Here is a 22,242-nt window from a genome sequence, read left to right on the forward strand (position 1 = left end):
ACGCCCCACATGGCCAAGCCCAAGAAACAGCCCCGCCCCAAGGCCGTGACGCCGAAAGGGTTCCGCGACTATTTCGGCTCGGAAGTCACGCAGCGCGCCGAGATGCTGCGAACCATCGCAGGCGTCTATCATCGGTACGGGTTTGACGCGCTGGAAAGCAGCGCGGTGGAAACCGTCGAGGCGCTGGGCAAGTTCCTGCCCGACGTGGACCGCCCGAACGAAGGCGTCTTTGCGTGGCAGGAGTTTGACGAGGGCGGAAATGGCGACTGGATGGCCCTGCGCTATGACCTGACCGCGCCTCTGGCCCGCGTCTATGCCCAGCACCGCAACGACCTGCCGACGCCTTATCGCCGCTATGCGATGGGTCCGGTCTGGCGGAATGAGAAGCCGGGACCGGGGCGGTATCGTCAATTCTATCAATGCGATGCCGATACGGTCGGCACCGCCTCGATGGCCGCCGACGCCGAGATCTGCGCCATGCTGGCCGACACGCTGGAAGAGGTCGGAATTCCCCGTGGGGATTACCTGATCCGGGTGAATAACCGAAAGGTATTGAATGGTGTGCTGGAGGCGATGGGACTTGGCGATGATCAAGCTGCCCGTGACAATGTCCTCCGCACTATCGACAAGTTCGACAAGGTAGGTGAACAGGGTGTACGCGAGTTGCTGACCAAGGGTCGTCTGGACGCGTCGGGCGCGTTTATCGACGGTGTCGGCCTTAGCGATGATCAGGCCGAGCCGGTTATCGCCTTCCTGACGTCGAAAGCCGCAGACACCGCCGGAACACTGGCCAACCTTCGCATTGCGGTGGGTGACAGCAAGATCGGGGCGGATGGGATTGCTGAACTGGAACAGATCGCTGACCTCCTTGCCGCCCAGGGCTACGGCCCCGACCGCATCGTCATCGACCCCTCCGTCGTCCGTGGCCTCGGCTATTACACCGGCCCGGTCTACGAGGCCGAGCTGACCTTTGAAATCTTCGACGAGAAAGGCCGCAAGCGGCAGTTCGGCTCGGTTGCGGGGGGCGGGCGCTATGACGATCTGGTCAAGCGCTTCACCGGACAGGAAGTGCCCGCAACCGGCGTGTCCATCGGTGTTGACCGGCTGCTGGCGGCCCTGCGCGAAAAGGGCCGGATGCAGGCCGTTGAACATGGCCCCGTCGTCGTCACCGTGATGGATCGCGACCGCATGGCCGACTATCAGGCGATGGTGGCCGAGCTGCGCAACGCCGGCATCCGGGCCGAGGTCTATCTGGGCAACCCCAAGAACTTCGGCAATCAGCTCAAATACGCGGACAAGCGCAACTCTCCGGTCGCGGTGATCGAAGGCGGCGACGAAAAGGCCAAGGGCATCGTGCAGATCAAGGACCTGATCCTTGGCGCCAAGATCGCCGAAAGCGCCACGCTGGAAGAATGGAAAGAACGCCCCAGCCAGTTCGAGGTGCCGCGCGCCGACCTGGTCGCCAAGGTGCGTGAAATCCTCGACGGGCAGGGCTGACGATGCCGAACCGGTCCCAGATACAGGCCCGCGCCGCGATGATGCGCGTGCGTTTCGAGGCCGCCGGCGCGCAGGTGGTCGACCCGCCGCTGCTGCAACCGGCGGATTTGCTGCTTGACCTTTACGGCGAGGATATCCGCGCCCGCGCCTATGTCACCTCGGACGCGCTGCGGGGCGAACAGATGCTGCGCCCCGATTTCACCGTGCCGGTGGTGCAGATGCATATGAACGACGGAGCCGAACCGGCCCGCTACACCTATTCGGGCGAGGTGTTCCGCCGTCAGGAACTCGACCCCGACCGCGCCAATGAATACGTGCAGGTGGGCTATGAGGTGTTCGACCGCGAGGACCCGGCGGCAGCCGATGCCGAGGTGTTCTCGCTCTTTGCCCTGCAACTGCGCGGGCTGCCCCTGCGGGCGGCCACCGGCGATATCGGCATCCTGATCGCCGCCGTTCAGGGGCTGAACACGACCGAACGGCGCAAGGCCGCGCTGATGCGCCACCTGTGGCGGCCCCGGCGGTTCCGGGCGCTGATCGACCGCTTTTCCGGACGGGCAGCGGAACCGGCAAGCCGTACGGCGCTGCTGGCCTCGGCCAATCCGATGGCCTGCGACGCTCCGGCCATCGGCAAGCGCAGCGCGGCCGAGATCGCCGAGCGGATCGAGGCGCTGCGCGCGGACAAGGCGGCGGGTCCGATCTCGGATCATGAGATCGCCGGTCTGGAAACTCTGATGGCGGTGCGCGAAACCATGCCCTTTGCGCTGGAGCGCCTGCGTGACGTGGCGGTGGACCTGCCGCAGATCACCCCGGCGCTCGACCGGCTCGAAGCGCGGATCAAGGCCCTTGCGGCGCGCGGCGTCGATGTCGACCGGCTGGATTTCGAGGCCTCCTATGGCCGGACCTCGATGGAGTATTACGACGGTTTCGTCTTTGGCTTCTATGCCGAGGGCCGTCCCGACCTGCCGCCCGTCGCAACCGGCGGGCGCTATGACGCGCTGACGCGGCATCTGGGCAATGGCAAGGAAATCCCCGCCATCGGCGGCGTGCTGCGCCCCGACCTGATGCTCGAGATCGAGGAGGCCGCGGCATGAGCGTGAAACTGGGTGTCCCCTCCAAGGGCCGGCTCATGGACAAGACCTTTGCATGGTTCGAAAAGCGGGGCGTCTCGCTCAGCCGGGCCGGGGCCGACCGCGAATATGCCGGTCGCGTCGATGGCATCGACGGGGTGTCTCTGGTGCTGCTGTCCGCCGGGGAAATTCCCCGCGAACTGGCGGCGGGACGCATACACATGGGCGTCACCGGAACCGACCTGATCCACGAAAAGCTGCCCCGCTGGGAACAGCAGCTTGAACACGTGGCCGCGCTCGGATTTGGTCAGGCCGATCTGGTGGTCGCGGTTCCGGCCTGCTGGGTCGATGTGGATACGCTCGATGATCTGGACGCGGCGGCCTCGGCCTTTCGCCGCTCGCACGGCCACCGCCTGCGCATCGCCACCAAGTATCACCGTCTGGTGCGCGAGTTCCTGAACGGGGCCGGCGTCGCCGATTACACGCTGGTCGACAGCCAGGGCGCGACCGAAGGCACCGTCAAGAACGAAACCGCCGAGGCGATAGCCGATATCACCTCCAGCGGCGAGACGCTGCGCGCCAACCATCTCAAGATCCTGGCGGACGGTCTGGTTCTCAAATCGCAGGCCACGCTGTGGCGCAGCCGCGTTGCGCATTGCGAAGGCCAGGACAAAAAGACCCTGACCGCCCTGATCGACAAGCTGCGCTGACGGGCGTCTGCCCTACAGCACGCCAATCTCGGCCAGCGCCCGGTTCAACTCGTCCGGCAGCGCATCGTCCTGCACCCGCCCTCTGGGCAGGTCGGGCGGCGTGTCCTCGGGCTTCAGGTAACGCCAGCCCTGAAACGGGCGTTTCTGCGCGCTCTGGGTGCGATGCAGGTCCGGTTCCAGCACGATGGCGCAGCGGCGGATGCCGTCCTGCCCCATCACCTCGTCCAGCCGCAGGATGCGCTGGCGGCACTGCACCAGACCCTTGATCACCCAATAGATCGAACCGCCGTTCAATATCTCGGTCTCGCGCTTGGGCCACATGCGGGTGACATGGCGCGGCAACCCGTCCTCGGTCTGCGCTGCGCGCGTGCGCTGCCACTCGTCCAGCGTGTCAACGCTTTCCGAGCCGACCGAAAGCTTGATCAGGTTGATGTACTTATCCACAACTTCCCCACAGAGTCGTCCCAAGGCCCGACTTCATATTGTAGCCCGGCAACAGAATTCATCAACCTATTGTGACGAGCCTCACAATAGGTTTAATCTGGATACCTCTTCCGGAACAGGGAATCACACATGAGCCGCTTTGCCGCCCCCATCGCCGAGCAGATCTGGGATATGAAATACCGCTTCAAACAGGCGGATGGCACCCCCATCGATCAGACGGTTGAAGACAGCTGGCGGCGCATCGCCCGTGATCTCGCGCGGGTCGAGAATGACCCCGCGCATTGGGAGGATAAATTCTTCGAGGCGCTGGAGGATTTCAAATACTTGCCCGCCGGGCGCATCACCGCAGGCGCAGGCACCGCGCGGCAGGTGACGCTGTTCAACTGCTTCGTCATGGGCACCATCCCCGACAGCATGGGCGGTATCTTCGACATGCTGAAAGAGGCCGCGCTGACCATGCAGCAGGGCGGTGGTATCGGTTACGATTTCTCGACCATCCGCCCGCGCGGCGCGGATGTGAAGGGCGTGGCGGCGGATGCCTCTGGCCCGCTCAGCTTTATGGATGTGTGGGACGCCATGTGCCGCACGATCATGTCCGCGGGCTCGCGTCGCGGCGCGATGATGGCGACCATGCGCTGCGATCACCCCGATATCGAACAGTTCATCACCGCCAAATCCGACCCGGCCCGCCTGCGCATGTTCAACATGTCGGTGCTGGTGACCGACGCTTTCATGGAGGCGGTCAAGGCCGACGGCCCGTGGGAGCTGGTCTTCGACAACAAGATCTATCACACCGTGCAGGCGCGCGATCTGTGGAACAAGATCATGCAGGCGACCTATGACTATGCCGAACCGGGCGTGATCTTCATCGACCGCATCAATCAGGCCAACAACCTCAGCTATGTCGAAACCATCGCCGCCACCAACCCCTGCGGCGAACAGCCCCTGCCGCCCTATGGGGCCTGCCTGCTGGGCTCGGTCAACCTGGCGCGGCTGGTCACCAACCCGTTCGAGGCGAACGCGGAACTGGACCCTGCGGCGCTCGGGGATCTGGTGGCGACAGCCGTGCGGATGATGGACAACGTGGTGGACGTTTCGAAATTCCCGCTGCCCGAACAGGCCGCCGAAGCGCAGGCCAAACGCCGCATCGGCCTTGGCGTCACCGGGCTGGCCGACGCGCTCTTGATGCTGGGCCTGCGCTATGGCTCGGACGAGGCGGCGCACCAGACCGAACGCTGGTTGCACGCCATCGCCCGCGCCGCCTATCTGGCGTCGGTCGATCTGGCCAAGGAGAAAGGCGCGTTCCCCCTGTTCGACGCCGAAAAATTCCTGGCCAGCGGCACCATGCGCGCCATGGACGATGACGTGCGCGACGCGATCCGCGAACACGGCATCCGCAACGCGCTGCTGACCTCGATTGCGCCCACCGGCACGATTTCGCTTTATGCCGGGAACGTGTCGTCGGGGATCGAGCCTGTCTTTGCCTATGCCTACACCCGCAAGGTGCTGCAGAAAGACGGCTCGCGCACCGAGGAAGAGGTGGTGGATTACGCCGTTCAGATGTGGCGCGACAAATTCGGCGACGCGGCGCTGCCCGACTATTTCGTCAATGCCCAGACCCTGACACCCCTTGATCATGTCAGGATGCAGGCGGCGGCGCAGAAATGGATCGACAGCTCGATTTCCAAGACCATCAACTGCCCCGAGGATATCAGCTTTGACGCCTTCAAGGACGTCTACATGCAGGCCTGGGATCAGGGCTGCAAAGGCTGCACGACCTATCGCCCCAATGATGTGACGGGGAGCGTTTTGAGTGTTTCTTCGTCACCCATTAGCCTGGAGGGGGTGACCTTAGCTGAGCGAATTGAAAGCGCAATGTCACTTCGGAGCATGAACGCAAAACAAACCGCGGAAGCAGCCAAACTTAATGCAACAGCCGTGTACGATATCCTCAAGGGGAAATCACGGTCGCCTAAAATAGATACGATCCGGAAAATCGCCGCAGCTTTGAAGGTGCCGGTTGAGGCACTGTTAGGTAAGAACGAGGGGGCGCCTGAAATTGTCGCCTCTTCTGACGCCGAACCTCAGCGCCCCCACGGCGACGTCATCTACATGTCGGAACCGCTGGACCGCCCGCAATCGCTCGAAGGGTCGACCTACAAGCTGAAATGGCCCGACAGCGAGCACGCGATCTATCTGACCATCAACGACATCATCATCTCGGGGCGCCGCCGCCCGTTCGAAGTGTTCATCAACTCCAAGAACATGGAACATTACGCCTGGACGCTGGCGCTGACCCGGATGATCTCGGCCGTGTTCCGGCGCGGCGGCGACGTGTCCTTTGTGGTCGAAGAGCTGAAGGCCGTGTTCGACCCGCGCGGCGGGGCGTGGGTCAAGGGCAAATACATCCCCTCGATTCTGGCCGCGATCGGCGGCGTGATCGAACAGCACATGGTCGCCATCGGCTTTCTGGAAGGCGAGGGGATGGGCCTGAAATCCGACCCCCAGGCACAGGTGGTCAACGCGGGTGAATCACGCGGCAAGGCCTGCCCCAGCTGCGGCCAGTACGACATGCAGATGATCGAAGGCTGCATGACCTGCCGCAGCTGCGGCTATTCCAAGTGCCAGTGACTGCGCGCTGACGGGCCGGAAACCCCGGCCCGTGCCATGCCTCAGGACAGGTGGTGCACTTCCTGCAGGCCATAGACCGGCGTGTCGATGCCCTCCATCCGGGCCTTGATCTGCAGCGACAGGAACTGCGAATAGTGCCGTGACTGATGCAGGTTGCCACCGTGGAACCACAGCGCCTCCTGCTGGGTCGGTTTCCACATGTTGCGCTCTTCGCCTTCCCACGGCCCCGGATCCTTGGTGGTGCCCGACCCCAGCCCCCAGACCTTGCCGACCCTGTCGGCCATCTCCTGCCCGGCCAGATCGGCCACCCAGCCGTTCATCGAGTTATAGCCGGTGGCATAGACGATGACATCCGCGTCCAGATGGGTGCCGTCATCCAGGATCACCCCGGTTTCATCAACCTCGACAACCTGCCCGCGCCTGATCTTGATCTCACCGTCGATGATCAGCTGGCTGGCTCCGATATCGATGTAATAGCCTGAACCGCGCCGCAGGTACTTCATGAACAAGCCGGACTCGTCGTCGCCCCAATCCAGCCAGAACCCCGCTTTCTCAAGCCCGTCATAAAACGCCTTGTCCTGCTCCTTCATCGCCGCATAGGCGGGGATCTGGAACTCGTGCAGGATCGCATAAGGCAGCGAGGCAAAGATCAGATCGGCCTTTTCCGTGGTCATGCCGGCCTGTACCGCGCGCTCGGAATAAAGATCGCCCAGACCGATCTCCATCAGGGTGTCCGACCGCACGATATGGGTCGAGGACCGCTGCACCATGGTGACGTCGACATCGTTCTCCCACAGCGCCGCCGCGATATCATGGGCCGAGTTGTTCGAGCCGACGATCACCGCCTTCTTGCCCTTGTACCTGTCCGGGCCGGGATGCCGCGAGGAATGGTGCTGATCGCCCCTGAATTTTTCCATGCCGGGGAAATTCGGCATATTGGCCTTGCCCGACATGCCGGTCGCCATCACCAGTTGCCTGGGCTTCAGAACGACCTCTTCGCCGTCGCGGTCCACGACCACGGTCCATTCCTTGGCCGCCGCATCATAGCTGGCGGATTTGGCCGTGGTCCGGGTCCAATAGTTCAGCTCCATGACCTTGGTATACATTTCCAGCCAGTCGCCGATCTTGTCCTTGGGCGAAAACACCGGCCAGTTCTCGGGGAACTTGATATAGGGCAGGTGGTCATACCAGACCGGGTCATGCAGGCACAAAGACTTGTAGCGGTTGCGCCAGCTGTCGCCGGGACGGTCGTTGCGCTCGACGATGATGGTCGGCACGCCAAGCTGACGCAGCCTTGCGCCCAGGGCGATCCCGCCCTGACCGCCACCGATGATCAGGCAATAAGGCTGGGTCTTGTACCCAAGCTCCGCCTCTTCCGCCTCGCGCTCCTCTTTCCAGGTGGTGCGGTGCTTGCCCGCTCCGTGTTTCGCCCCCAGCGGGCGCTGGAAACCCTTCGGCTCTTCATGCCCCTTGAGTTCCACCATCGTCGTCAGCAGGGTCCAGATCCGCCCGTCCCTAAGGCGCAACAGACCATAGCCGCGCGCCACCTCCGTTTCGAACTCGATCCAGGCGGTGATTACTCCGCCATCTTCGGCGGCAAGCTCGCCGTCGGCAACTTTCCAGTTCCGCGGCTTTGTCGTGGCCAGTTGGTGGCGCAGCATGTCGGCCACCTGCGCCTTGCCCTCGACCGTTTTGATGTTCCACGTGAACGAAACCAGATCCCGCCAATAGCAATCGTCCTGAAACATTCCGGTTGCGGCCTCGATGTCACCCTGCTCAAGGGCCTTGCCAAACGCATCCAGAAATTCCTGCGTCTGGTCCGTCAATGTCGTGTCGAGCATCTTCTCCTCCCTTTTTTGTTTGCCTTGTTCAGGACAGTCTAAGGGAATTTTTCCATTTCGATCCAGCTTTTCGAAAAAGCCGGGCCAAGGCGGGTTTGAATGCGGGTGCGCTCTTGGACCTGACCTAAGTCAAGTTGCCCGATTCAAATCAGGCGTAGGACTCGGGGCGTATACCAATTCCGAGTCGGATTTTGCATGTTCGCCCGTCGCCCTAATCCTTTCCTAACCGCCCGCGCGTTCCAAGCGGTGGCTGGGGTTTTGGGCATCCTCCTGTTGCTGTTGCAGCTTGTCGCTCCGTCGCTGGCGAGCGCGGAGCAGGGTGAATGGATGGAAATCTGCTCGGAGGCAGGGGCGGTGTGGGTACAGGTGACTCCTGAAGACAATAACCCCGACACCGGCCCCTGCCAGGACTGCGCGCACTGCGCCCTGTGCGCGGTGACAGCCGCCGCGCCATTGCCGCAGATGCCCCAAATCGACCCGCTTCGTTTTGTACAAAATGAACAATGGGGGGTGCAGGGCCTGTACATTTCGCACAAGTCACAGCATCTCTGGCCCGCTGGCCGGGGCCCCCCGTGCGCGCCCCAAGACAGAACCGAACGCGCCCCGCGCGCGTCCATGGCGTCAATCCAAGTAACCGGAGGTGCGCCGTGGTCGTAAGTCGCGCAATCCATTTCCTTCTGGCCCTCGTTCTTTCCTGCGTTGTCGCAATCAGTGCGCGCGCCGACAGTCTTGCCAGCTTTCTTCCTGACATTGATCCGGCTGACCTGGCCCCGGGCGCCGACGCGTTTGGCCCGGTACGCAGCGACGTGAAAGTTGCCCCGGTCCTTCGAGGCGGTGAAACCATCGCGTGGGCTTTTCTGACTTCGGACTTTGTAGGCACGACCGGATATTCCGGCAAACCCATTCACGTGGTTGCCGCCATCGACGCGGATGCTGTTTTGACCGGCGTTCAGCTGGTCAAGCATTCCGAACCCATCGTTCTGATAGGCATTCCCAATTCCCGGATGGTCGAACTGACCGAAGGCTATGCGGGCCTTGACCTGAAACGAGAGGCCGAGACCGGGGGTGAGGGGCATGATCTCGACATCATCTCGGGCGCGACCGTGACGATCATGGTGATCGATGACAGCCTTGTGCGCGGCGGGATCAAAGTGGCCCGCGCGCTGGGTCTGGGCGGTTTGTCCCCGGTGCAGGCTGACGGGCCGCAGCGCGAAGTCGACATGGCGCAGGATGCGGTCTACGACTGGACCACTTTGTCGGGAGACGGCTCGGTCCGGCGGATGACGCTGGATGTCGGGCAGGTCAATGCCGCCTTTGAAGCCACCGGGGATCAGCGCGCGATCAAGCGCCCCGAACCGGGCGAGCCGGATGACACCTTCATCGACATGCATATGGCGCTTGTTTCGGTGCCGTCCATCGGCAAGTCGCTGCTGGGTGAGGCTGAATACCAGAACCTGACCAACTGGCTGGATGAGGGCGAACAGGCCATTCTGGTTCTGGGTCGCGGGGCCTATAGTTTCAAGGGATCGGGCTATGTCCGGGGTGGGATCTTTGACCGGATTCAGCTGATCCAGGGCGACAGTTCGGTGCGGTTCTTCGATAAGCAGCAGCGCCGTCTGGGTGAGGTTGCAGCACCGGATGCCCCCAGCTTTACTGAACTGGATATTTTCAAAATCCCGGCTGATGCCGAGTTTGACCCGGCCGAGCCGTTCCGCCTGCAATTGCTGGTGCAGCGTGCCGTCGGGGCTGTGGAAAAGACCTTTCTGACCTTCGATCTGGGATACAAGCTGCCGGAACAGTACCTGTTGCCGGTCACCGCCCCATCGGTCGTGGATGATGCAACCGGCGAAGCGGCTGCCAAGGCGGCATTGTGGAAACGAATCTGGAAGGACCGCACCGTCGAGATTGCCGGGCTTGGTGTCATGCTGCTGGTGCTGACGGCGACGTTCTTCTTCCAGTTCCATGCCACGATGAATGCGCGTGTGTTCTACTGGTTCCGCATCGGCTATCTGACGATGACCCTGTTTTTCATCGGCTGGTATGCCAATGCACAGCTGAGCGTGGTGAACCTGATGGCGCTGGCGGGCAGTTTGCGCACGGGGTTCTCGTGGGACGCGTTCCTGCTGGACCCGCTGGTCTTTATCCAGTGGTTTGCCGTGGCCGCCGCCCTGCTGTTCTGGGGTCGTGGGGCCTATTGTGGCTGGCTGTGCCCGTTTGGCGCGCTTCAGGAGCTGACCAACAAGATCGCGCGGGCTTTTAAAGTCCCGCAATGGACTTTGCCCTGGGGTCTGAACGAGCGCCTGTGGCCTGCGAAATACATGATCTTCCTGGGCCTTTTTGGTCTGAGTTTCGTGTCAATCCCGCTGGCCGAGCAATATGCCGAGATCGAGCCGTTCAAGACCGCAATCATTCTGAAATTCATGCGCGACTGGCCGTTTGTGGTCTTTGCGCTGGTCCTGCTGGGGATCGGGCTGTTCGTTGAGCGGTTCTATTGCCGCTATCTTTGCCCTCTGGGCGGAGCGCTGGCGATCCCTGCCCGTATCCGCATGTTCGACTGGCTGCGCCGCTACAAAGATTGCGGCACACCCTGTCAGACCTGCGCCAATGAATGCCCCGTTCAGGCGATCCACCCCACCGGTGAGATCAATCCGAACGAGTGCGTCACCTGCCTGCATTGTCAGGTGCTCTATCAGTCCGAGACCAAATGTCCCGTCGTCATCCGCCAGATCAAACGGCGGGCCAAGACAGGGTCGGTCGATCTCAAGACCCCGCTCGGACAACCACCGGCGAACCATCCAAACGCCAAACCGCAAGAAGTTTCCTGAAAGGAGGAACGATCATGTCGGAACACGATAAAAAACTGAACGTCACCCGCCGCGGATTGTTGGGAGCATCCGCCACTGGCGCGGTGCTGGCCGGCACCGGTCTGGGCTCGACCCTGATGACCGCCCGCGAGGCATCTGCCGCGGCCAATGCAAGCCTGGAGCCAGGTGAGCTGGACGAATATTACGGCTTCTGGTCCTCGGGCCAGTCCGGCGAGTTGCGCATTCTGGGCGTGCCGTCCATGCGCGAACTGATGCGGGTGCCGGTATTCAACCGCTGCTCGGCCACGGGCTGGGGCCAGACCAACGAGTCGCTGAAGGTCCTGACCGAAGGCCTGCTGCCTGAAACCAAGGAATACCTGGCTGCGAACGGCAAGGTCACCTATGACAACGGCGACCTGCACCACCCGCATATGTCGTTCACCGACGGCACCTATGATGGCCGTTATCTGTTCATGAACGACAAAGCCAACACCCGCGTGGCCCGTGTGCGTTGTGACGTGATGAAATGCGACAAGATCATCGAGATCCCGAACGCGCACGACATCCACGGCCTGCGCCCACAGAAATACCCGCGCACCGGCTATATTTTCGCCAATGGTGAACACGAGGCACCGCTGGTCAATGATGGCTCGATCCTTGATGATCCGTCGCAATACGTGAACATCTTTACCGCCATCGACGGTGATACGATGGAAATCGCGTGGCAGGTGATGGTGTCGGGCAACCTCGACAACACCGACTGCGACTATCAGGGCAAATACGCCTTCTCGACCTCGTACAACTCGGAAATGGGTATGAACCTGGCCGAGATGACCGAGAACGAGCTGGACCATGTGGTCGTGTTCAACCTCAAAGGTATCGAAGAGGCCGTAGCGGCCGGGAACTATCAGGAACTGAACGGCGTCAAGGTCGTGGACGGACGTAAAGAGGCGGGTGGAAACCTGACCCGGTACATCCCGATCCCGAACTCGCCGCACGGTGTGAACGCAGCACCCGACAAGAAACACATCATGATCAACGGCAAGCTGTCGCCGACCGTATCCGTGATCGATGTGGAAAAGGTCGATGCGCTGTTCAGCGAAAACGCCGATCCGCGTTCTGCTGTTGTCGCCGAGCCGCAGCTGGGTCTTGGCCCGCTTCACACGGCGTTCGACGGCAAGGGCAACGCCTATACCACCCTGTTCCTGGACAGCCAGGTGGTGAAGTGGAACATCGCCAAGGCGATCGAGGCCTATGCAGGTGCGGATGTTGACCCGATCGTCGACAAGGTCGACGTGCATTACCAGCCGGGTCACAACTCGACCTCGATGGGTGAAACTGCCGAAGCCGATGGCAAGTGGCTGATTTCGATGAACAAGTTCTCGAAAGACCGCTTCCTGAACGTAGGCCCGCTGAAGCCCGAGAATGAGCAGCTGATCGATATCTCCGGTGACAAGATGAAGGTGGTCCATGACGGCCCGACCTTTGCCGAGCCCCATGACTCGATCATTGTTCACCGGTCCAAGGTGAACCCGGTCAACGTCTGGGACCGCAACGACCCGATGTGGGAAGAGGCGCGCGCGCAGGCTGCCGCTGACGGTGTCGATCTGGACGAAGGTGCAGAGGAACCGATCCGGGATGGCAACAAAGTGCGGGTCTACATGACCTCGACCGCGCCCGTGTTCAGCATGGAGAAGTTCACCGTCAAACAAGGTGATGAAGTGACGGTCTATGTCACCAACCTGGATGACGTGGATGATGTGACCCACGGCTTCTGCCTGTCGAACTTCGGTATCGCGATGGAAGTTGCGCCGCAGGCCACCGCCTCGGTCACGTTCATTGCCGACCGTCCGGGCGTGCACTGGTTCTACTGCCAGTGGTTCTGCCACGCGCTTCACATGGAGATGCGCGGCCGGATGTTCGTCGAGCCGCGGGGAGCATAACCCATGCGCTGGTCCCTGCTGATACCGCTCCTGCTCGGCTCGCCCCTCTGGGCGGCGGAATGGGATGTACCCAATCGGGCAGGGGCCATTGCTGAGACATTGGCGCAGGCGGAGGAGGGAGACACCCTTCGCCTGTCGCCGGGCGTTTACACAGAGCAGTTGGTTCTGGACCGGCCCGTCACCATCGACGGGCTGGGGCAGGCCACTATTGATGGACAGGGCGCAGGCAGCGTCATCACCATCACCGGGCCAGGTGTAACCGTGCGCGGTCTGACAGTGATCGGCTCGGGCTCGGATCATGAAGGGATCGACAGCGGCATCAAGCTGACCAAGACGGCCAAAGCGCCGGTGGTCGAGGATAACGTTCTGATCGGCAACCTCTATGGCGTCGACATTCACGGGGCCAGAGACAGCCTTGTGAAGGGCAACCGGATCGAAGGTCGCCAGGACCGCCACATGAATTCGCGTGGCAATGGCGTCTATGTCTGGAACGCTCCGGGCGCGGTGGTCGATGGCAATGACATCCAATATGGCCGCGACGGGATCTTCGTGAATTCGTCCAAGAAAAACACGTTCACAAACAACCTGTTTCGCGACCTTCGCTTTGCCGTACACTACATGTACGCCGACAATTCCGAGGTCTCGGGCAATGTTTCAATCGGCAACGATCTTGGCTATGCCGTGATGTTCACCAAACGGGTGAAGATCACCGACAACGTCTCGATCGGCGATCGGGAACACGGAGTCATGCTGAACTATGCCAACCAGAGCGTGATCTCGGGCAATGTGGTGAAGGGGGCCAAGGAAAAGTGCACCTTCCTCTACAATGCCAACAAGAACGAATTCTCGGACAACTGGTTCGAAGGGTGCGGCATCGGCATCCATTTCACCGCCGGGTCCGAGGGCAACAGGATTGTCGGCAATGCGTTTGTCGGCAACCGCACACAGGTTAAATACGTATCGACCCGCTGGGTCGAATGGTCCGAGGACGGTCGCGGCAACTATTGGTCCGATTTTGCGGCCTATGACGTGAACGGCGACGGTGTCGCCGACGCCCCCTATCGCCCCAACGATAGCATGGATCATGTGCTGTGGACTCAACCCGCAGCCAAACTGTTGCTCGGCTCCCCGGCCGTGCAACTGGTGCGCTGGTCGCAATCGGCCTTTCCGGCATTGTTGCCGGGTGGCGTGATCGACAGCAATCCCCTGATGCAAGCCCCGAAACCCCTAGCAATGCAAAAGGTGCCTCATGACGGATAAGGCCCTGACTATTCAGAAAGTACGCAAGGATCGCGGCCCCAACCGCGTTCTGAGCGACGTTGACCTGACCCTTGCCCCCGGCGAGCGCGTGGCGCTGTTGGGTCACAACGGCGCGGGCAAGTCGACGCTGATCAAATCCATTCTTGGGCTGATCCCCATCGACGGCGGATCGATCCGTGTCGGCGATGCCCATCCCGGCAGCGCGACCGCGCGGCGCGATACGGCCTACTTGCCCGAGGCGGTATCGTTCCATCCTGCCCTGACCGGGCGTGAGCAACTGAGCCTGTTCGCCAGCTTGTCTGGAGAGAAAGCCGACATTGCCAGTCTGCTTGATCGCGTCGGACTGAGTGAAGCCCTGGATCGTCGCATCGGCACCTATTCCAAGGGAATGCGGCAGCGTCTCGGGCTGGCGCAGGTTCTGTTGGGCCGCCCCAAAGTGGCCCTGCTGGACGAACCTACCAGCGGCCTTGATCCGATCTCGCGCCAGGATCTTTACGCTATCATCGACGAGTTGGCGGGGCATGGCACAGCGGTGCTGATCGCCAGCCACGCCCTGACCGAGGTCGAGGCCCGTACCGACCGAATCGCCATATTGCGCAGGGGCGTGAAGGTGGCAGATGATACATTGTCGAACCTGTCGGAACTGGCGGGGCTGCCGATCCGGCTGCGCGTGCGCGCGTCGCAGAATGCCGAGGCTCTGGCTGCAGAACTGGGCGGCAGCCGCGTCAATGGCGCATCGGTCGAATTGCTTTGTTCGCCTGCGGACAAGATGCAGGCCCTGCGTCGGATTGCAGGGCTGGGCGATGCAGTGGCAGATGTCGAGATGACACCGCCCAAGTTGGAAGATCTCTATCGTCACTATGCACGGGAGGGCCTGCAATGACTCGGTTTCTTGCCATAACCCGCGCCGAAATGCTGATATTGCGCCGAAACCGCTGGCTGCTGGTGGCGACGCTGATCATGGTGCTGTTTGCGCTGGCGCTGACATTTGCCGGCAGCGCGCCGACTGGTACGCTGGGTGTCGACATGCTGACAGTATCTGTGGCCTCGATGACCACGCTGTCGGTCTACCTCGCGCCGCTGCTGGCCCTGATGATTTCATTCGACGCCATCGCCGGCGACGTGGATCGGGGCAGCTTGGCGTTGCTGCTGTCCTATCCTGCAGGGCGTGGTGAAATCCTGTTGGGCAAGTTCACCGCGCATCTTGCGGCACTGGCCTTTGCCATGGCCGTCGGCTTTGGCACTGCCGGGGCGGTGGCGGCATGGTTCGGCGGTGCGGGGCCGGAAAGCCTGTTGGCGCTGGCGCGTCTTATCGTGACTTCGATCCTGTTGGGCGCCGTGTTTCTGGCGCTGGGATACCTGCTGTCGGCCCTGGCACGGGGCGCCACGGCGGCGGCAGGTCTGTCGGCCGGGCTCTGGCTCATCTTTGTCGTTCTCTATGATCTGGGGCTTTTGGGGGCCGTGGTCATGGACAAAAGCGGCAACTTCACCCAATCCGTCTTTCCATGGGTGATGGTAGCTAACCCGGCCGACGCATTCCGTCTCTGGAACATCGCCGCGACCGAAAGCGTGGCAATGGCTTCGGGCATGACCGGCGCGGCGCAGGCGCTGCCTGCGTGGGCCGCTCCGGCTTCGCTGTTGATCTGGCCGGTGCTGGGCTTTGCCCTGGCCCGTCTTGCTTTCCGGAGGGTCGAACCATGAGACGCCTCGCCGTGATTGCTCTGGTCGCTCTTTCTGCCTGCAAGGAGGAACAGGCTGCCGCGCCCCCTGCGCCGGTTGACCTGACCGAGGTCGCACTCAGCTACTTCTGCCAGATGAATGTCGCCGAACATGGTGGCCCCAAGGGCCAGATCCACCTGGAAGGCCATCCAGCGCCGCTGTTCTTTGCGCAGGTGCGGGACATGCTGGCCTACCTCAAGGGACCGGAGCGGGATGCCGAGATAACGGCCGTCTATGTCAGCGACATGGGGGCCGCGCAAAACTGGGCGAACCCCGGTATATCCAATTGGATCGATGCCGGTGCCGCTACCTTTGTCGTTGGCGCCAATGTGGCAGGCGGAATGGGCGCGCCCGAGGTCGTTCCCTTTGCCGATCCTGCCGCCGCGATGACATTTATCGACCAATACGGCGGCAAGGCCCTGCCGCTGTCTGACATTCCCGAGGCCGAGGTTCTTGGCCCCGTCGATCTGGACCTGACGCTGGAGACACCGGCATGACACTTGTTTCACGCCGCCGCTTTCTGACCGTTTCCGCCGCCTGCGCGGCGCTGCCCACGGGTGCATTCGCTGCACCGGTTGCCCGGTGGCGTGGCATTGCGCTGGGCGCGGGGGCCAGCCTGCGCCTCGAAGGACTTGATGAGGTGCAGGCTGCGCCCATCTTCGCCGCAATCGAGGCGGAATTGGAGCGGCTGGAACGGATTTTCAGCCTATACCGCCCGGACTCTCAGCTCAGCCAGTTGAACGCGCTAGGGTACCTTCAAGACCCCGCGCCGGAATTGCTGGATATCCTCAGCCTGTGTTCTTCTTTGAACGAGGCGACCGATGGGGCATTCGATCCCAGTGTACAGCCGTTGTGGATGGCGCTGGCTTTGGGCAAAAGGCAGGCCGAAATCGACGCGGCCCGCGCCGCGGTCGGATGGGAAAGAGTTCGTGTCACGTCGCGCGACGTACGGCTGGCTCAGCCCGGACTGTCAGGTCTGACCCTCAACGGGATTGCGCAGGGCGCAATAACAGACCGCATTGCCGATTTGTTGAAATCGTTCGGGTTGCGAGACGTACTCGTGGACATGGGCGAGATCGCGGCGCTGGGCGCGCATGCCGACGGTTCGGCCTGGAGCGTCGGGCTGGTCGGTCCTGACGAAACCGTCCGTCAGCGGATAACGTTGCGCGACCGAGCCGTAGCCACATCGACCCCAAGCGGCACCATGCTGAGCGCGCAACAGGGTCATATCCTGGACCCGCGCGGTGGGTATTCTGTGCATCAAACCGTATCGGTGTCGGCGCCGCGCGCGGCCGTGGCGGATGGGCTTTCGACGGCCTTGTGCCTGCTTTCGGCAGAGAAGGCCGCAAACGTCCTTTCCAGGTTCCCGCAGGCAAAGCTGGAAATGCTTCTATAGGGTCCGGAACGTTGTGCCAGACTTCACGCCTGGCGCAGCGCATTGAGACAGGTTAGAATTTCGCTGAACTGACGGTGCTGTGGAACGTCCGGGCGGGTGACAAGGTACATGGGCAACAACAGGTCTCGCGCCTCTGGAACTTCTGTCAGCTGGCCGGTGCGAAGATATGCGCCGATGACGTAATCCGGGAAATATCCGCGACCACCGCGGTTCAGCACATAGCGAAGCGCCATCATGCAATTGCCCAGAAAAATCGTTTGCCCCGATGCCTGACGCGCGACCGTGCGAACATGATGCTGATAAAGGTCGCCAAGCTCGAGATTGACGAAAATTGTGTCGTCGTCCGACCCAAGGCCGGGCGTTTCCACCAACAACAACCGTTCAGGCGGCAGTTCTTCGAACACAATCTGCTTGTTGCGCGGTTTTTCGTGCGTGAGCGCTGCGTCCAGCACATTCGTCGACACCGCCTCGACCATGTTTAGATCGTGGTCATAATTCAGCGTCAGCAGCAGCTTGCCGAAGTTTCGCTCCAGACTGATGGCCAGATCGACCAGAAGAGGGTCCCAGATGCTTAGTTGCGCACCCAGCCGGATCGACAGGCGATTGGGAGCCTGAGTGGCGAGGTCCTGCGTTGCAAAACTCCACAGCCCGACCATCTGTTCGGCATAGGGGCGGAACTGATGGCCGAACTCTGTTAATGCCGTGCCGCCTGCGCCCCGCGTGAACAAGTCTTGTCCCAAAGCCTGTTCAAGCGCGCGTATTCTGGCGCTCACTGCCGTCTGCGTGACGTTCATCTTGCGCGCGGCCGCATGAAACCCACCGGTTTCGGCCACTGAAAGAAAGGTCTTCAGCGCATTGATCTGCATTTGAAAACATTTTCGTGTCAGATTGATAAAATCAATTCATTTTTTTGCTTTTAGATGCGCTGATAAAGTGTCCGAGCGACATTAGCAGCAGGAAACCGCAATGCTGGACAAAAACCACAAACCCACCTGGACCAGTTTCGAGAACGCCACCAAGGAAGATTTCCTGGCGGTCATGGATTACGAAGATGACTATAACGCGGCCTTGCCGGATCGCATCCTCGACGCCATCCGGTCGCTCGATGAGGAATGGACGCCCTATCCGGTGAACCGCTATCAGCACTGCCTTCAGGCGGCTACGCGCGCATACGAGGATGGGGCAGACGATGAAATTGTGATTGCCGCGCTGGTGCATGACGTGGGTGATATCCTGTCCCCCTACAACCACGGTGAATTGTCGGCAGCGATGATGAAGCCCTATGTCAGCGAAAGAACCTATTGGATTCTGAAGCATCACTGCGTGTTTCAGGGTTACTACTACAATCATTTCCTGGGTGGCGACAGGAACGCGCGCGACAAGTATCGCGACAGCCCCTATTGGGAGGATTGCCGCCAGTTTTGCCACGACTATGACCAGTGCGCCTTTGATCCGGATTATCCCACCAAGCCTCTGGAATTCTTTGAGCCGATGTTGCGCAAGCTTTTGTCAAAGAGTGGCGGGCATATGGAACTGAACGAGACCGCCGAAGACGGCAAACTCGACTGACGACCACGCCGGGCGGGACAGCTCCACCCGTCCGGCAATTCTGGCTGGCGTTTAGCAGGCGGCCATCAACCGGTAAACGATCTGGGCGGCGGTGAAATTCCACGCGGCATTGCCGTCGGGCGCCAGTTCAACAACGTCGAAGCCCACGCATCTGCGCCCCTCGAGCGCGTGTTCCACAAGGTGCAGCGCCTGATAATAGCCAAGGCCGCCGGGCACCGGCGTACCTGTGGCCGGCATTTGCGAAGGGTCCAACCCGTCGACGTCAAAACTGACATAGACCAGTTCGGGGAAATCCTCGGGCAGATCGACGCTGTGGATATTGCCGGTCACCAGTTCTTCGGCGTCCACATGGAAGACGGAGTTGCGTTCGCGGCTTTCCGCCTCTTGCGAGCACAGCGCGCGGACACCGAATTGCGCCAGAGAGATGCCTTCTTCGGCCAGCAGATGCATAACCGAGGCATGGCTATGCTTTTCGCCCTGATAGGCGATGCGCAAATCCGCGTGGGCGTCGATTTGGACGATGCCGACCGGTTGACCCAGCGCGCGCGCCACGCCCATGACCGCACCATAGCTGAGAGAATGTTCGCCCCCCAGCGTGACAGGAACCTTGCCAGCGCGAACCGCCGCCTCGGTGCGGGTCGCGAGACGCTCCATCACCACTGGCAGGGGGGCGTCACAATCCAGCGGTGGTTCCGTTATTATACCTTCGGCGCAAGGCTCAGCGGTACCGACGATCCGCTCAAGCTCGTTCGAGGCCTCGATGATCGCGGAGGGGCCATTTGCTGTGCCGGATCCATAGGAAACGGTGCGTTCCAACGGTACAGGGATCACGCGGAAACGTGCGGTTTCTGTGCGCTCGGCGTCGGTCAGTTCGCTGTCGAGAAAGATGCTCATGAAAGGCGGTCCTTGAAGTCCTGGTATCCGAACTGTCTGACGATCTTCAGTTCGTCGGTTTCGCTGTTCCATAGCGCGATCGTGGGCAAGGGCACACCGTTGAAGGTGTTGGTCTTGACCATCGAGTAATGCGCCTGATCGAGAAAGGCAAAGCGCTGCCCGATCCGCAGCGGTTCGGCCCATGTATAATCCCCGATCACGTCGCCGGCCAGGCAGGACGGACCGCCGAGGCGATAGATGTGGCCCGCGTGTGCCTCGTCCATCAGCGCGGGGCGATAGGGCGCCTCGATCACGTCGGGCATGTGGCAGGTGGCAGAGATATCAGTGATGGCAAGGTTCATACCATTCTGCGGCAGGTCGAGGATTTCGCCGACCAGAATGCCCGCGTCCAGGGCCACAGCCTCGCCGGGTTCGAGATAGACGTCGATGCCGTGTTTACTGCGAATGCCCTTGATGAGGGCAACCAGCCCGTCGCGGTCATAGTCGTCGCGGGTGATGTGATGACCGCCGCCGAAGTTGAGCCATTTGAGGCCACCGATGAACGGCGCGAGCTTTGGTTCGACCGAGGCCCATGTGCGCTGGAGCGGTTCGAACCCTTGCTCGCAGAGCGTGTGCATGTGCAGGCCGTCGACGCCATTCAAAGCCGCAGGCGTCAATTGGCTGACCGGGGTGCCGAGGCGCGAACAGGGTGCGCAGGGGTCGTATTTCGGCACCTCGCCTTCGGAGTGTTCCGGGTTGATGCGCAAGCCTACCTGTTTGCCAGCCGCGCGGCATTTGCCGAGGAAGCGGTCCTTTTGGGCGGGGCTGTTAAAGATGATGTGGTCGCTGAGCGCAATGATCTCGTCGATGTCGCTGTCCTTATAGCCGGCACAGAAGGTTGCGACCTCGCCGCCATATTCCTCGCGGCCCAGACGTGCCTCGTAGATGCCGCTGGCGCAGGTGCCGCCGAGGTGCTGCCGGATCAGGGGCGCGAGCGCGAACATCGAAAACGCCTTGAGTGCGCTCAGCACATGCGCACCCGAGCGATGACCGATATCCGCAAGCGCCTCAAGGTTTCGCTGAACCGCTTTTTCATCGACCACGAAACAGGGGGTTGGGACTCGATTGAGATCGAAGGCGCGGAAAGCTCCGGCATCGCCTGCCTGAGTGGTCATCATGTCGGACATGTCCGGCGTCTCCTTGAAGTCGAGAGGCCGGGGGCGCTGCCCCCGGACCCCCGGGATATTAAGGGCCAGATGAAGCTGACGCGGATCAGAAGGTGACCGGGCCGTCGAGTTCATGAACCTGCCATGGCAGGCCATGGTCGTTCAGCATGTCCATGAAATCGTCGGGGTCGAGTTGCTCCATGTTCCAGACGCCTGGTTGCACCCAGTTGCCTTTCAGCACCTGCGCCGCGCCGATCATGGCGGGGACACCCGTGGTGTAGCTGACGGCCTGGCTGCCGACTTCCGCGTAGCACTCCTGATGATCGCAGATATTGTAGATGTAATAGGTTTTCTCGCCCGAGCCATCCTTGGCCTGACCCGTGGCGATGTCGCCGATGCAGGCCTTGCCTTTGGTTTCCGCGCCCAGATCGCCGGGATCGGGCAGAAGGGTTTTGAGAAACTGGATCGGGATGATCTCGTGTCCGTCATGCATGACCGGGTCGATGCGGGTCATGCCGACGTTTTCCAGAACCTTGGCATGGGTGATGTAGGCGTCGCCGAAGGTCATCCAGAAACGGGCGCGTTCGATTTCGGGGAAGTGGGTCGAAAGCGATTCCAGTTCCTCGTGATACATCAGGTACATGTTCTTGGGACCGATGGCGGGGAAGTCGAACTCGACCTTGGTGGTCATGGCAGGGCTGGTTTTCCATTCGCCGTCTTCCCAGTGGCGCACTTCGGCCAGCACTTCGCGCAGGTTGATTTCGGGGTTGAAGTTAGTGGCGAATTCCTGGTCGTTCGAGCCGCCATTGGCATCCAGAACGTCGATCTGGCGGATGGTGTCGAGCTTGTGTTTCTTGAGCCATGTGGCGAAGACCGAGGTGACGCCCGGATCGAAGCCCGAACCGAGAATGGCGGTCAGGCCCGCCTCCTTGAACTTTTCCTGGTACGCCCATTGCCAGTGGTATTCGAATTTGGCCACGTCCTCGGGCTCGTAATTTGCAGTGTCGAGGTAGTGGCAGCCGGCCTCGAGGCATGCATCCATCAGCACGAGGTCCTGGTAGGGCAGGGCGAGGTTCACAAGGATTTCGGCGCCGGTCTGCTTGATCAGGGCGACGGTGTCGGCGACCCTGTAGGCGTCGAGTGCGGCGGTTTTGATCTCTACCCCGGTGCGCTCCTTGACCGATTTCGCGATGGCGTCGCATTTCGACTTGGTGCGGCTGGCCAGCGTAATTTCGGTAAAAATATCCGAATTCATAGCCATCTTGTGCACGGCGGCGTGACTGACGCCACCTGCGCCGACAACCAGTGTTTTGCCCATGGGG

The 22,242-nt window shown here is 61.5% G+C and carries 19 protein-coding genes; 13 read left to right on the forward strand and 6 right to left on the reverse strand.

Going from position 1 to position 22,242, the window contains the following annotated elements:
• Positions 1–9 precede the first annotated feature (9 nt).
• From hisS to hisG, 3 genes are read left to right on the forward strand one after another with little or no spacing between them, the layout of a single operon-like run.
• Entirely contained in the window at positions 10–1,497 is a 1,488-nt protein-coding gene (hisS, locus tag AC2FLX_RS01865; protein WP_496810816.1) for a histidine--tRNA ligase, read from the forward strand.
• Between the two features lie 2 nt (positions 1,498–1,499).
• Positions 1,500–2,588 carry an ATP phosphoribosyltransferase regulatory subunit gene (locus AC2FLX_RS01870; protein WP_496810815.1) on the forward strand — a complete coding sequence of 363 codons (1,089 nt, stop codon included), beginning with the start codon at positions 1,500–1,502 and terminating at the stop codon, positions 2,586–2,588.
• Positions 2,585–3,274, forward strand: coding sequence for an ATP phosphoribosyltransferase (gene hisG / locus AC2FLX_RS01875; protein ID WP_480747783.1), 690 nt, complete (start codon positions 2,585–2,587; stop codon positions 3,272–3,274). The genes AC2FLX_RS01870 and hisG overlap by 4 nt, the downstream gene beginning before the upstream one ends.
• A 12-nt stretch (positions 3,275–3,286) precedes the next feature.
• On the opposite strand, the gene AC2FLX_RS01880 is transcribed toward hisG, so the two are convergent.
• Positions 3,287–3,718 (reverse strand): DUF1489 family protein, encoded by a 432-nt coding sequence (locus tag AC2FLX_RS01880; RefSeq protein WP_480747782.1) that lies wholly within the window; start codon positions 3,716–3,718, stop codon positions 3,287–3,289.
• Between the two features lie 129 nt (positions 3,719–3,847).
• On the opposite strand from AC2FLX_RS01880, the gene AC2FLX_RS01885 reads away from it, so the two are divergent.
• Complete coding sequence (locus tag AC2FLX_RS01885) at positions 3,848–6,349, forward strand: adenosylcobalamin-dependent ribonucleoside-diphosphate reductase (protein WP_496810814.1); 2,502 nt, start codon at positions 3,848–3,850, stop codon at positions 6,347–6,349.
• A 41-nt stretch (positions 6,350–6,390) separates the two neighbouring features.
• Here AC2FLX_RS01885 and AC2FLX_RS01890 read toward each other — a convergent pair whose 3' ends face one another.
• On the reverse strand, positions 6,391–8,190 hold the full coding sequence (locus AC2FLX_RS01890) for an NAD(P)-binding domain-containing protein (protein WP_496807030.1): 1,800 nt from the start codon (positions 8,188–8,190) through the stop codon (positions 6,391–6,393).
• Positions 8,191–8,385: 195 nt separating this feature from the next.
• Here AC2FLX_RS01890 and AC2FLX_RS01895 point away from each other — a divergent pair, with 195 nt between their 5' ends.
• From AC2FLX_RS01895 to AC2FLX_RS01930, 8 genes are read left to right on the forward strand one after another with little or no spacing between them, the layout of a single operon-like run.
• Positions 8,386–8,847, forward strand: a complete 462-nt coding sequence (locus tag AC2FLX_RS01895; protein WP_496810813.1) for a DUF2946 family protein — start codon at positions 8,386–8,388, stop codon at positions 8,845–8,847.
• Positions 8,838–11,015 carry a 4Fe-4S binding protein gene (locus AC2FLX_RS01900; protein WP_496744823.1) on the forward strand — a complete coding sequence of 726 codons (2,178 nt, stop codon included), beginning with the start codon at positions 8,838–8,840 and terminating at the stop codon, positions 11,013–11,015. Before AC2FLX_RS01895 ends, AC2FLX_RS01900 begins: the two co-directional genes overlap by 10 nt.
• Positions 11,016–11,029: 14 nt before the next feature.
• A complete protein-coding gene (gene nosZ, locus AC2FLX_RS01905) occupies positions 11,030–12,937 on the forward strand; it encodes a TAT-dependent nitrous-oxide reductase (RefSeq protein ID WP_480747777.1) in 1,908 nt (635 codons plus the stop codon).
• A gap of 3 nt (positions 12,938–12,940) precedes the next feature.
• Positions 12,941–14,197, forward strand: coding sequence for a nitrous oxide reductase family maturation protein NosD (locus tag AC2FLX_RS01910; RefSeq protein WP_496810812.1), 1,257 nt, complete (start codon positions 12,941–12,943; stop codon positions 14,195–14,197).
• Complete coding sequence (locus AC2FLX_RS01915) at positions 14,187–15,080, forward strand: ABC transporter ATP-binding protein (RefSeq protein WP_496744820.1); 894 nt, start codon at positions 14,187–14,189, stop codon at positions 15,078–15,080. Before AC2FLX_RS01910 ends, AC2FLX_RS01915 begins: the two co-directional genes overlap by 11 nt.
• A complete protein-coding gene (locus tag AC2FLX_RS01920; protein WP_496810811.1) occupies positions 15,077–15,898 on the forward strand; it encodes an ABC transporter permease in 822 nt (273 codons plus the stop codon). The genes AC2FLX_RS01915 and AC2FLX_RS01920 overlap by 4 nt, the downstream gene beginning before the upstream one ends.
• The gene (locus AC2FLX_RS01925; protein ID WP_496810810.1) at positions 15,895–16,413 is read left to right on the forward strand and encodes a nitrous oxide reductase accessory protein NosL; all 519 of its coding nucleotides are present in this window, start codon (positions 15,895–15,897) and stop codon (positions 16,411–16,413) included. Before AC2FLX_RS01920 ends, AC2FLX_RS01925 begins: the two co-directional genes overlap by 4 nt.
• Positions 16,410–17,312 (forward strand): FAD:protein FMN transferase, encoded by a 903-nt coding sequence (locus AC2FLX_RS01930; protein WP_496744814.1) that lies wholly within the window; start codon positions 16,410–16,412, stop codon positions 17,310–17,312. Before AC2FLX_RS01925 ends, AC2FLX_RS01930 begins: the two co-directional genes overlap by 4 nt.
• Positions 17,313–17,335: 23 nt before the next feature.
• Here the strand turns inward: AC2FLX_RS01930 and AC2FLX_RS01935 are convergent, their stop codons facing one another.
• Positions 17,336–18,178, reverse strand: a complete 843-nt coding sequence (locus AC2FLX_RS01935; protein ID WP_496810809.1) for a LysR family transcriptional regulator — start codon at positions 18,176–18,178, stop codon at positions 17,336–17,338.
• A 100-nt stretch (positions 18,179–18,278) separates the two neighbouring features.
• Here AC2FLX_RS01935 and AC2FLX_RS01940 point away from each other — a divergent pair, with 100 nt between their 5' ends.
• Complete coding sequence (locus AC2FLX_RS01940) at positions 18,279–18,881, forward strand: HD domain-containing protein (RefSeq protein ID WP_480747770.1); 603 nt, start codon at positions 18,279–18,281, stop codon at positions 18,879–18,881.
• 51 nt (positions 18,882–18,932) lie between these two features.
• Here AC2FLX_RS01940 and speB read toward each other — a convergent pair whose 3' ends face one another.
• The 3 genes from speB to AC2FLX_RS01955 all read right to left on the reverse strand — a co-directional run bounded on the left by speB (position 18,933) and on the right by AC2FLX_RS01955 (position 22,238).
• A complete protein-coding gene (speB, locus tag AC2FLX_RS01945; RefSeq protein WP_496810808.1) occupies positions 18,933–19,775 on the reverse strand; it encodes an agmatinase in 843 nt (280 codons plus the stop codon).
• The gene (locus AC2FLX_RS01950; RefSeq protein WP_496810807.1) at positions 19,772–20,941 is read right to left on the reverse strand and encodes a carboxynorspermidine decarboxylase; all 1,170 of its coding nucleotides are present in this window, start codon (positions 20,939–20,941) and stop codon (positions 19,772–19,774) included. The genes speB and AC2FLX_RS01950 overlap by 4 nt, the downstream gene beginning before the upstream one ends.
• An 85-nt stretch (positions 20,942–21,026) precedes the next feature.
• Entirely contained in the window at positions 21,027–22,238 is a 1,212-nt protein-coding gene (locus AC2FLX_RS01955; protein ID WP_496810806.1) for a saccharopine dehydrogenase family protein, read from the reverse strand.
• Positions 22,239–22,242 lie beyond the last annotated feature (4 nt).

It is taken from the genome of Ruegeria sp. YKSF57 (genome assembly GCF_059612585.1).

Excerpts from the sequence above, each read along its gene's own strand:
- hisS (WP_496810816.1), top strand. The coding sequence starts at position 10 with ATGGCCAAGCCCAAGAAACAGCCCCGCCCCAAGGCCGTGACGCCGAAA.
- AC2FLX_RS01870 (WP_496810815.1), top strand. The coding sequence starts at position 1,500 with ATGCCGAACCGGTCCCAGATACAGGCCCGCGCCGCGATGATGCGCGTG.
- hisG (WP_480747783.1), top strand. The coding sequence starts at position 2,585 with ATGAGCGTGAAACTGGGTGTCCCCTCCAAGGGCCGGCTCATGGACAAG.
- AC2FLX_RS01885 (WP_496810814.1), top strand. The coding sequence starts at position 3,848 with ATGAGCCGCTTTGCCGCCCCCATCGCCGAGCAGATCTGGGATATGAAA.
- AC2FLX_RS01890 (WP_496807030.1), bottom strand. The coding sequence starts at position 8,190 with ATGCTCGACACGACATTGACGGACCAGACGCAGGAATTTCTGGATGCG.
- AC2FLX_RS01895 (WP_496810813.1), top strand. The coding sequence starts at position 8,386 with ATGTTCGCCCGTCGCCCTAATCCTTTCCTAACCGCCCGCGCGTTCCAA.
- nosZ (WP_480747777.1), top strand. The coding sequence starts at position 11,030 with ATGTCGGAACACGATAAAAAACTGAACGTCACCCGCCGCGGATTGTTG.
- AC2FLX_RS01910 (WP_496810812.1), top strand. The coding sequence starts at position 12,941 with ATGCGCTGGTCCCTGCTGATACCGCTCCTGCTCGGCTCGCCCCTCTGG.
- AC2FLX_RS01915 (WP_496744820.1), top strand. The coding sequence starts at position 14,187 with ATGACGGATAAGGCCCTGACTATTCAGAAAGTACGCAAGGATCGCGGC.
- AC2FLX_RS01920 (WP_496810811.1), top strand. The coding sequence starts at position 15,077 with ATGACTCGGTTTCTTGCCATAACCCGCGCCGAAATGCTGATATTGCGC.
- AC2FLX_RS01925 (WP_496810810.1), top strand. The coding sequence starts at position 15,895 with ATGAGACGCCTCGCCGTGATTGCTCTGGTCGCTCTTTCTGCCTGCAAG.
- AC2FLX_RS01930 (WP_496744814.1), top strand. The coding sequence starts at position 16,410 with ATGACACTTGTTTCACGCCGCCGCTTTCTGACCGTTTCCGCCGCCTGC.
- AC2FLX_RS01935 (WP_496810809.1), bottom strand. The coding sequence starts at position 18,178 with ATGCAGATCAATGCGCTGAAGACCTTTCTTTCAGTGGCCGAAACCGGT.
- AC2FLX_RS01940 (WP_480747770.1), top strand. The coding sequence starts at position 18,279 with ATGCTGGACAAAAACCACAAACCCACCTGGACCAGTTTCGAGAACGCC.
- speB (WP_496810808.1), bottom strand. The coding sequence starts at position 19,775 with ATGAGCATCTTTCTCGACAGCGAACTGACCGACGCCGAGCGCACAGAA.
- AC2FLX_RS01950 (WP_496810807.1), bottom strand. The coding sequence starts at position 20,941 with ATGTCCGACATGATGACCACTCAGGCAGGCGATGCCGGAGCTTTCCGC.
- AC2FLX_RS01955 (WP_496810806.1), bottom strand. The coding sequence starts at position 22,238 with ATGGGCAAAACACTGGTTGTCGGCGCAGGTGGCGTCAGTCACGCCGCC.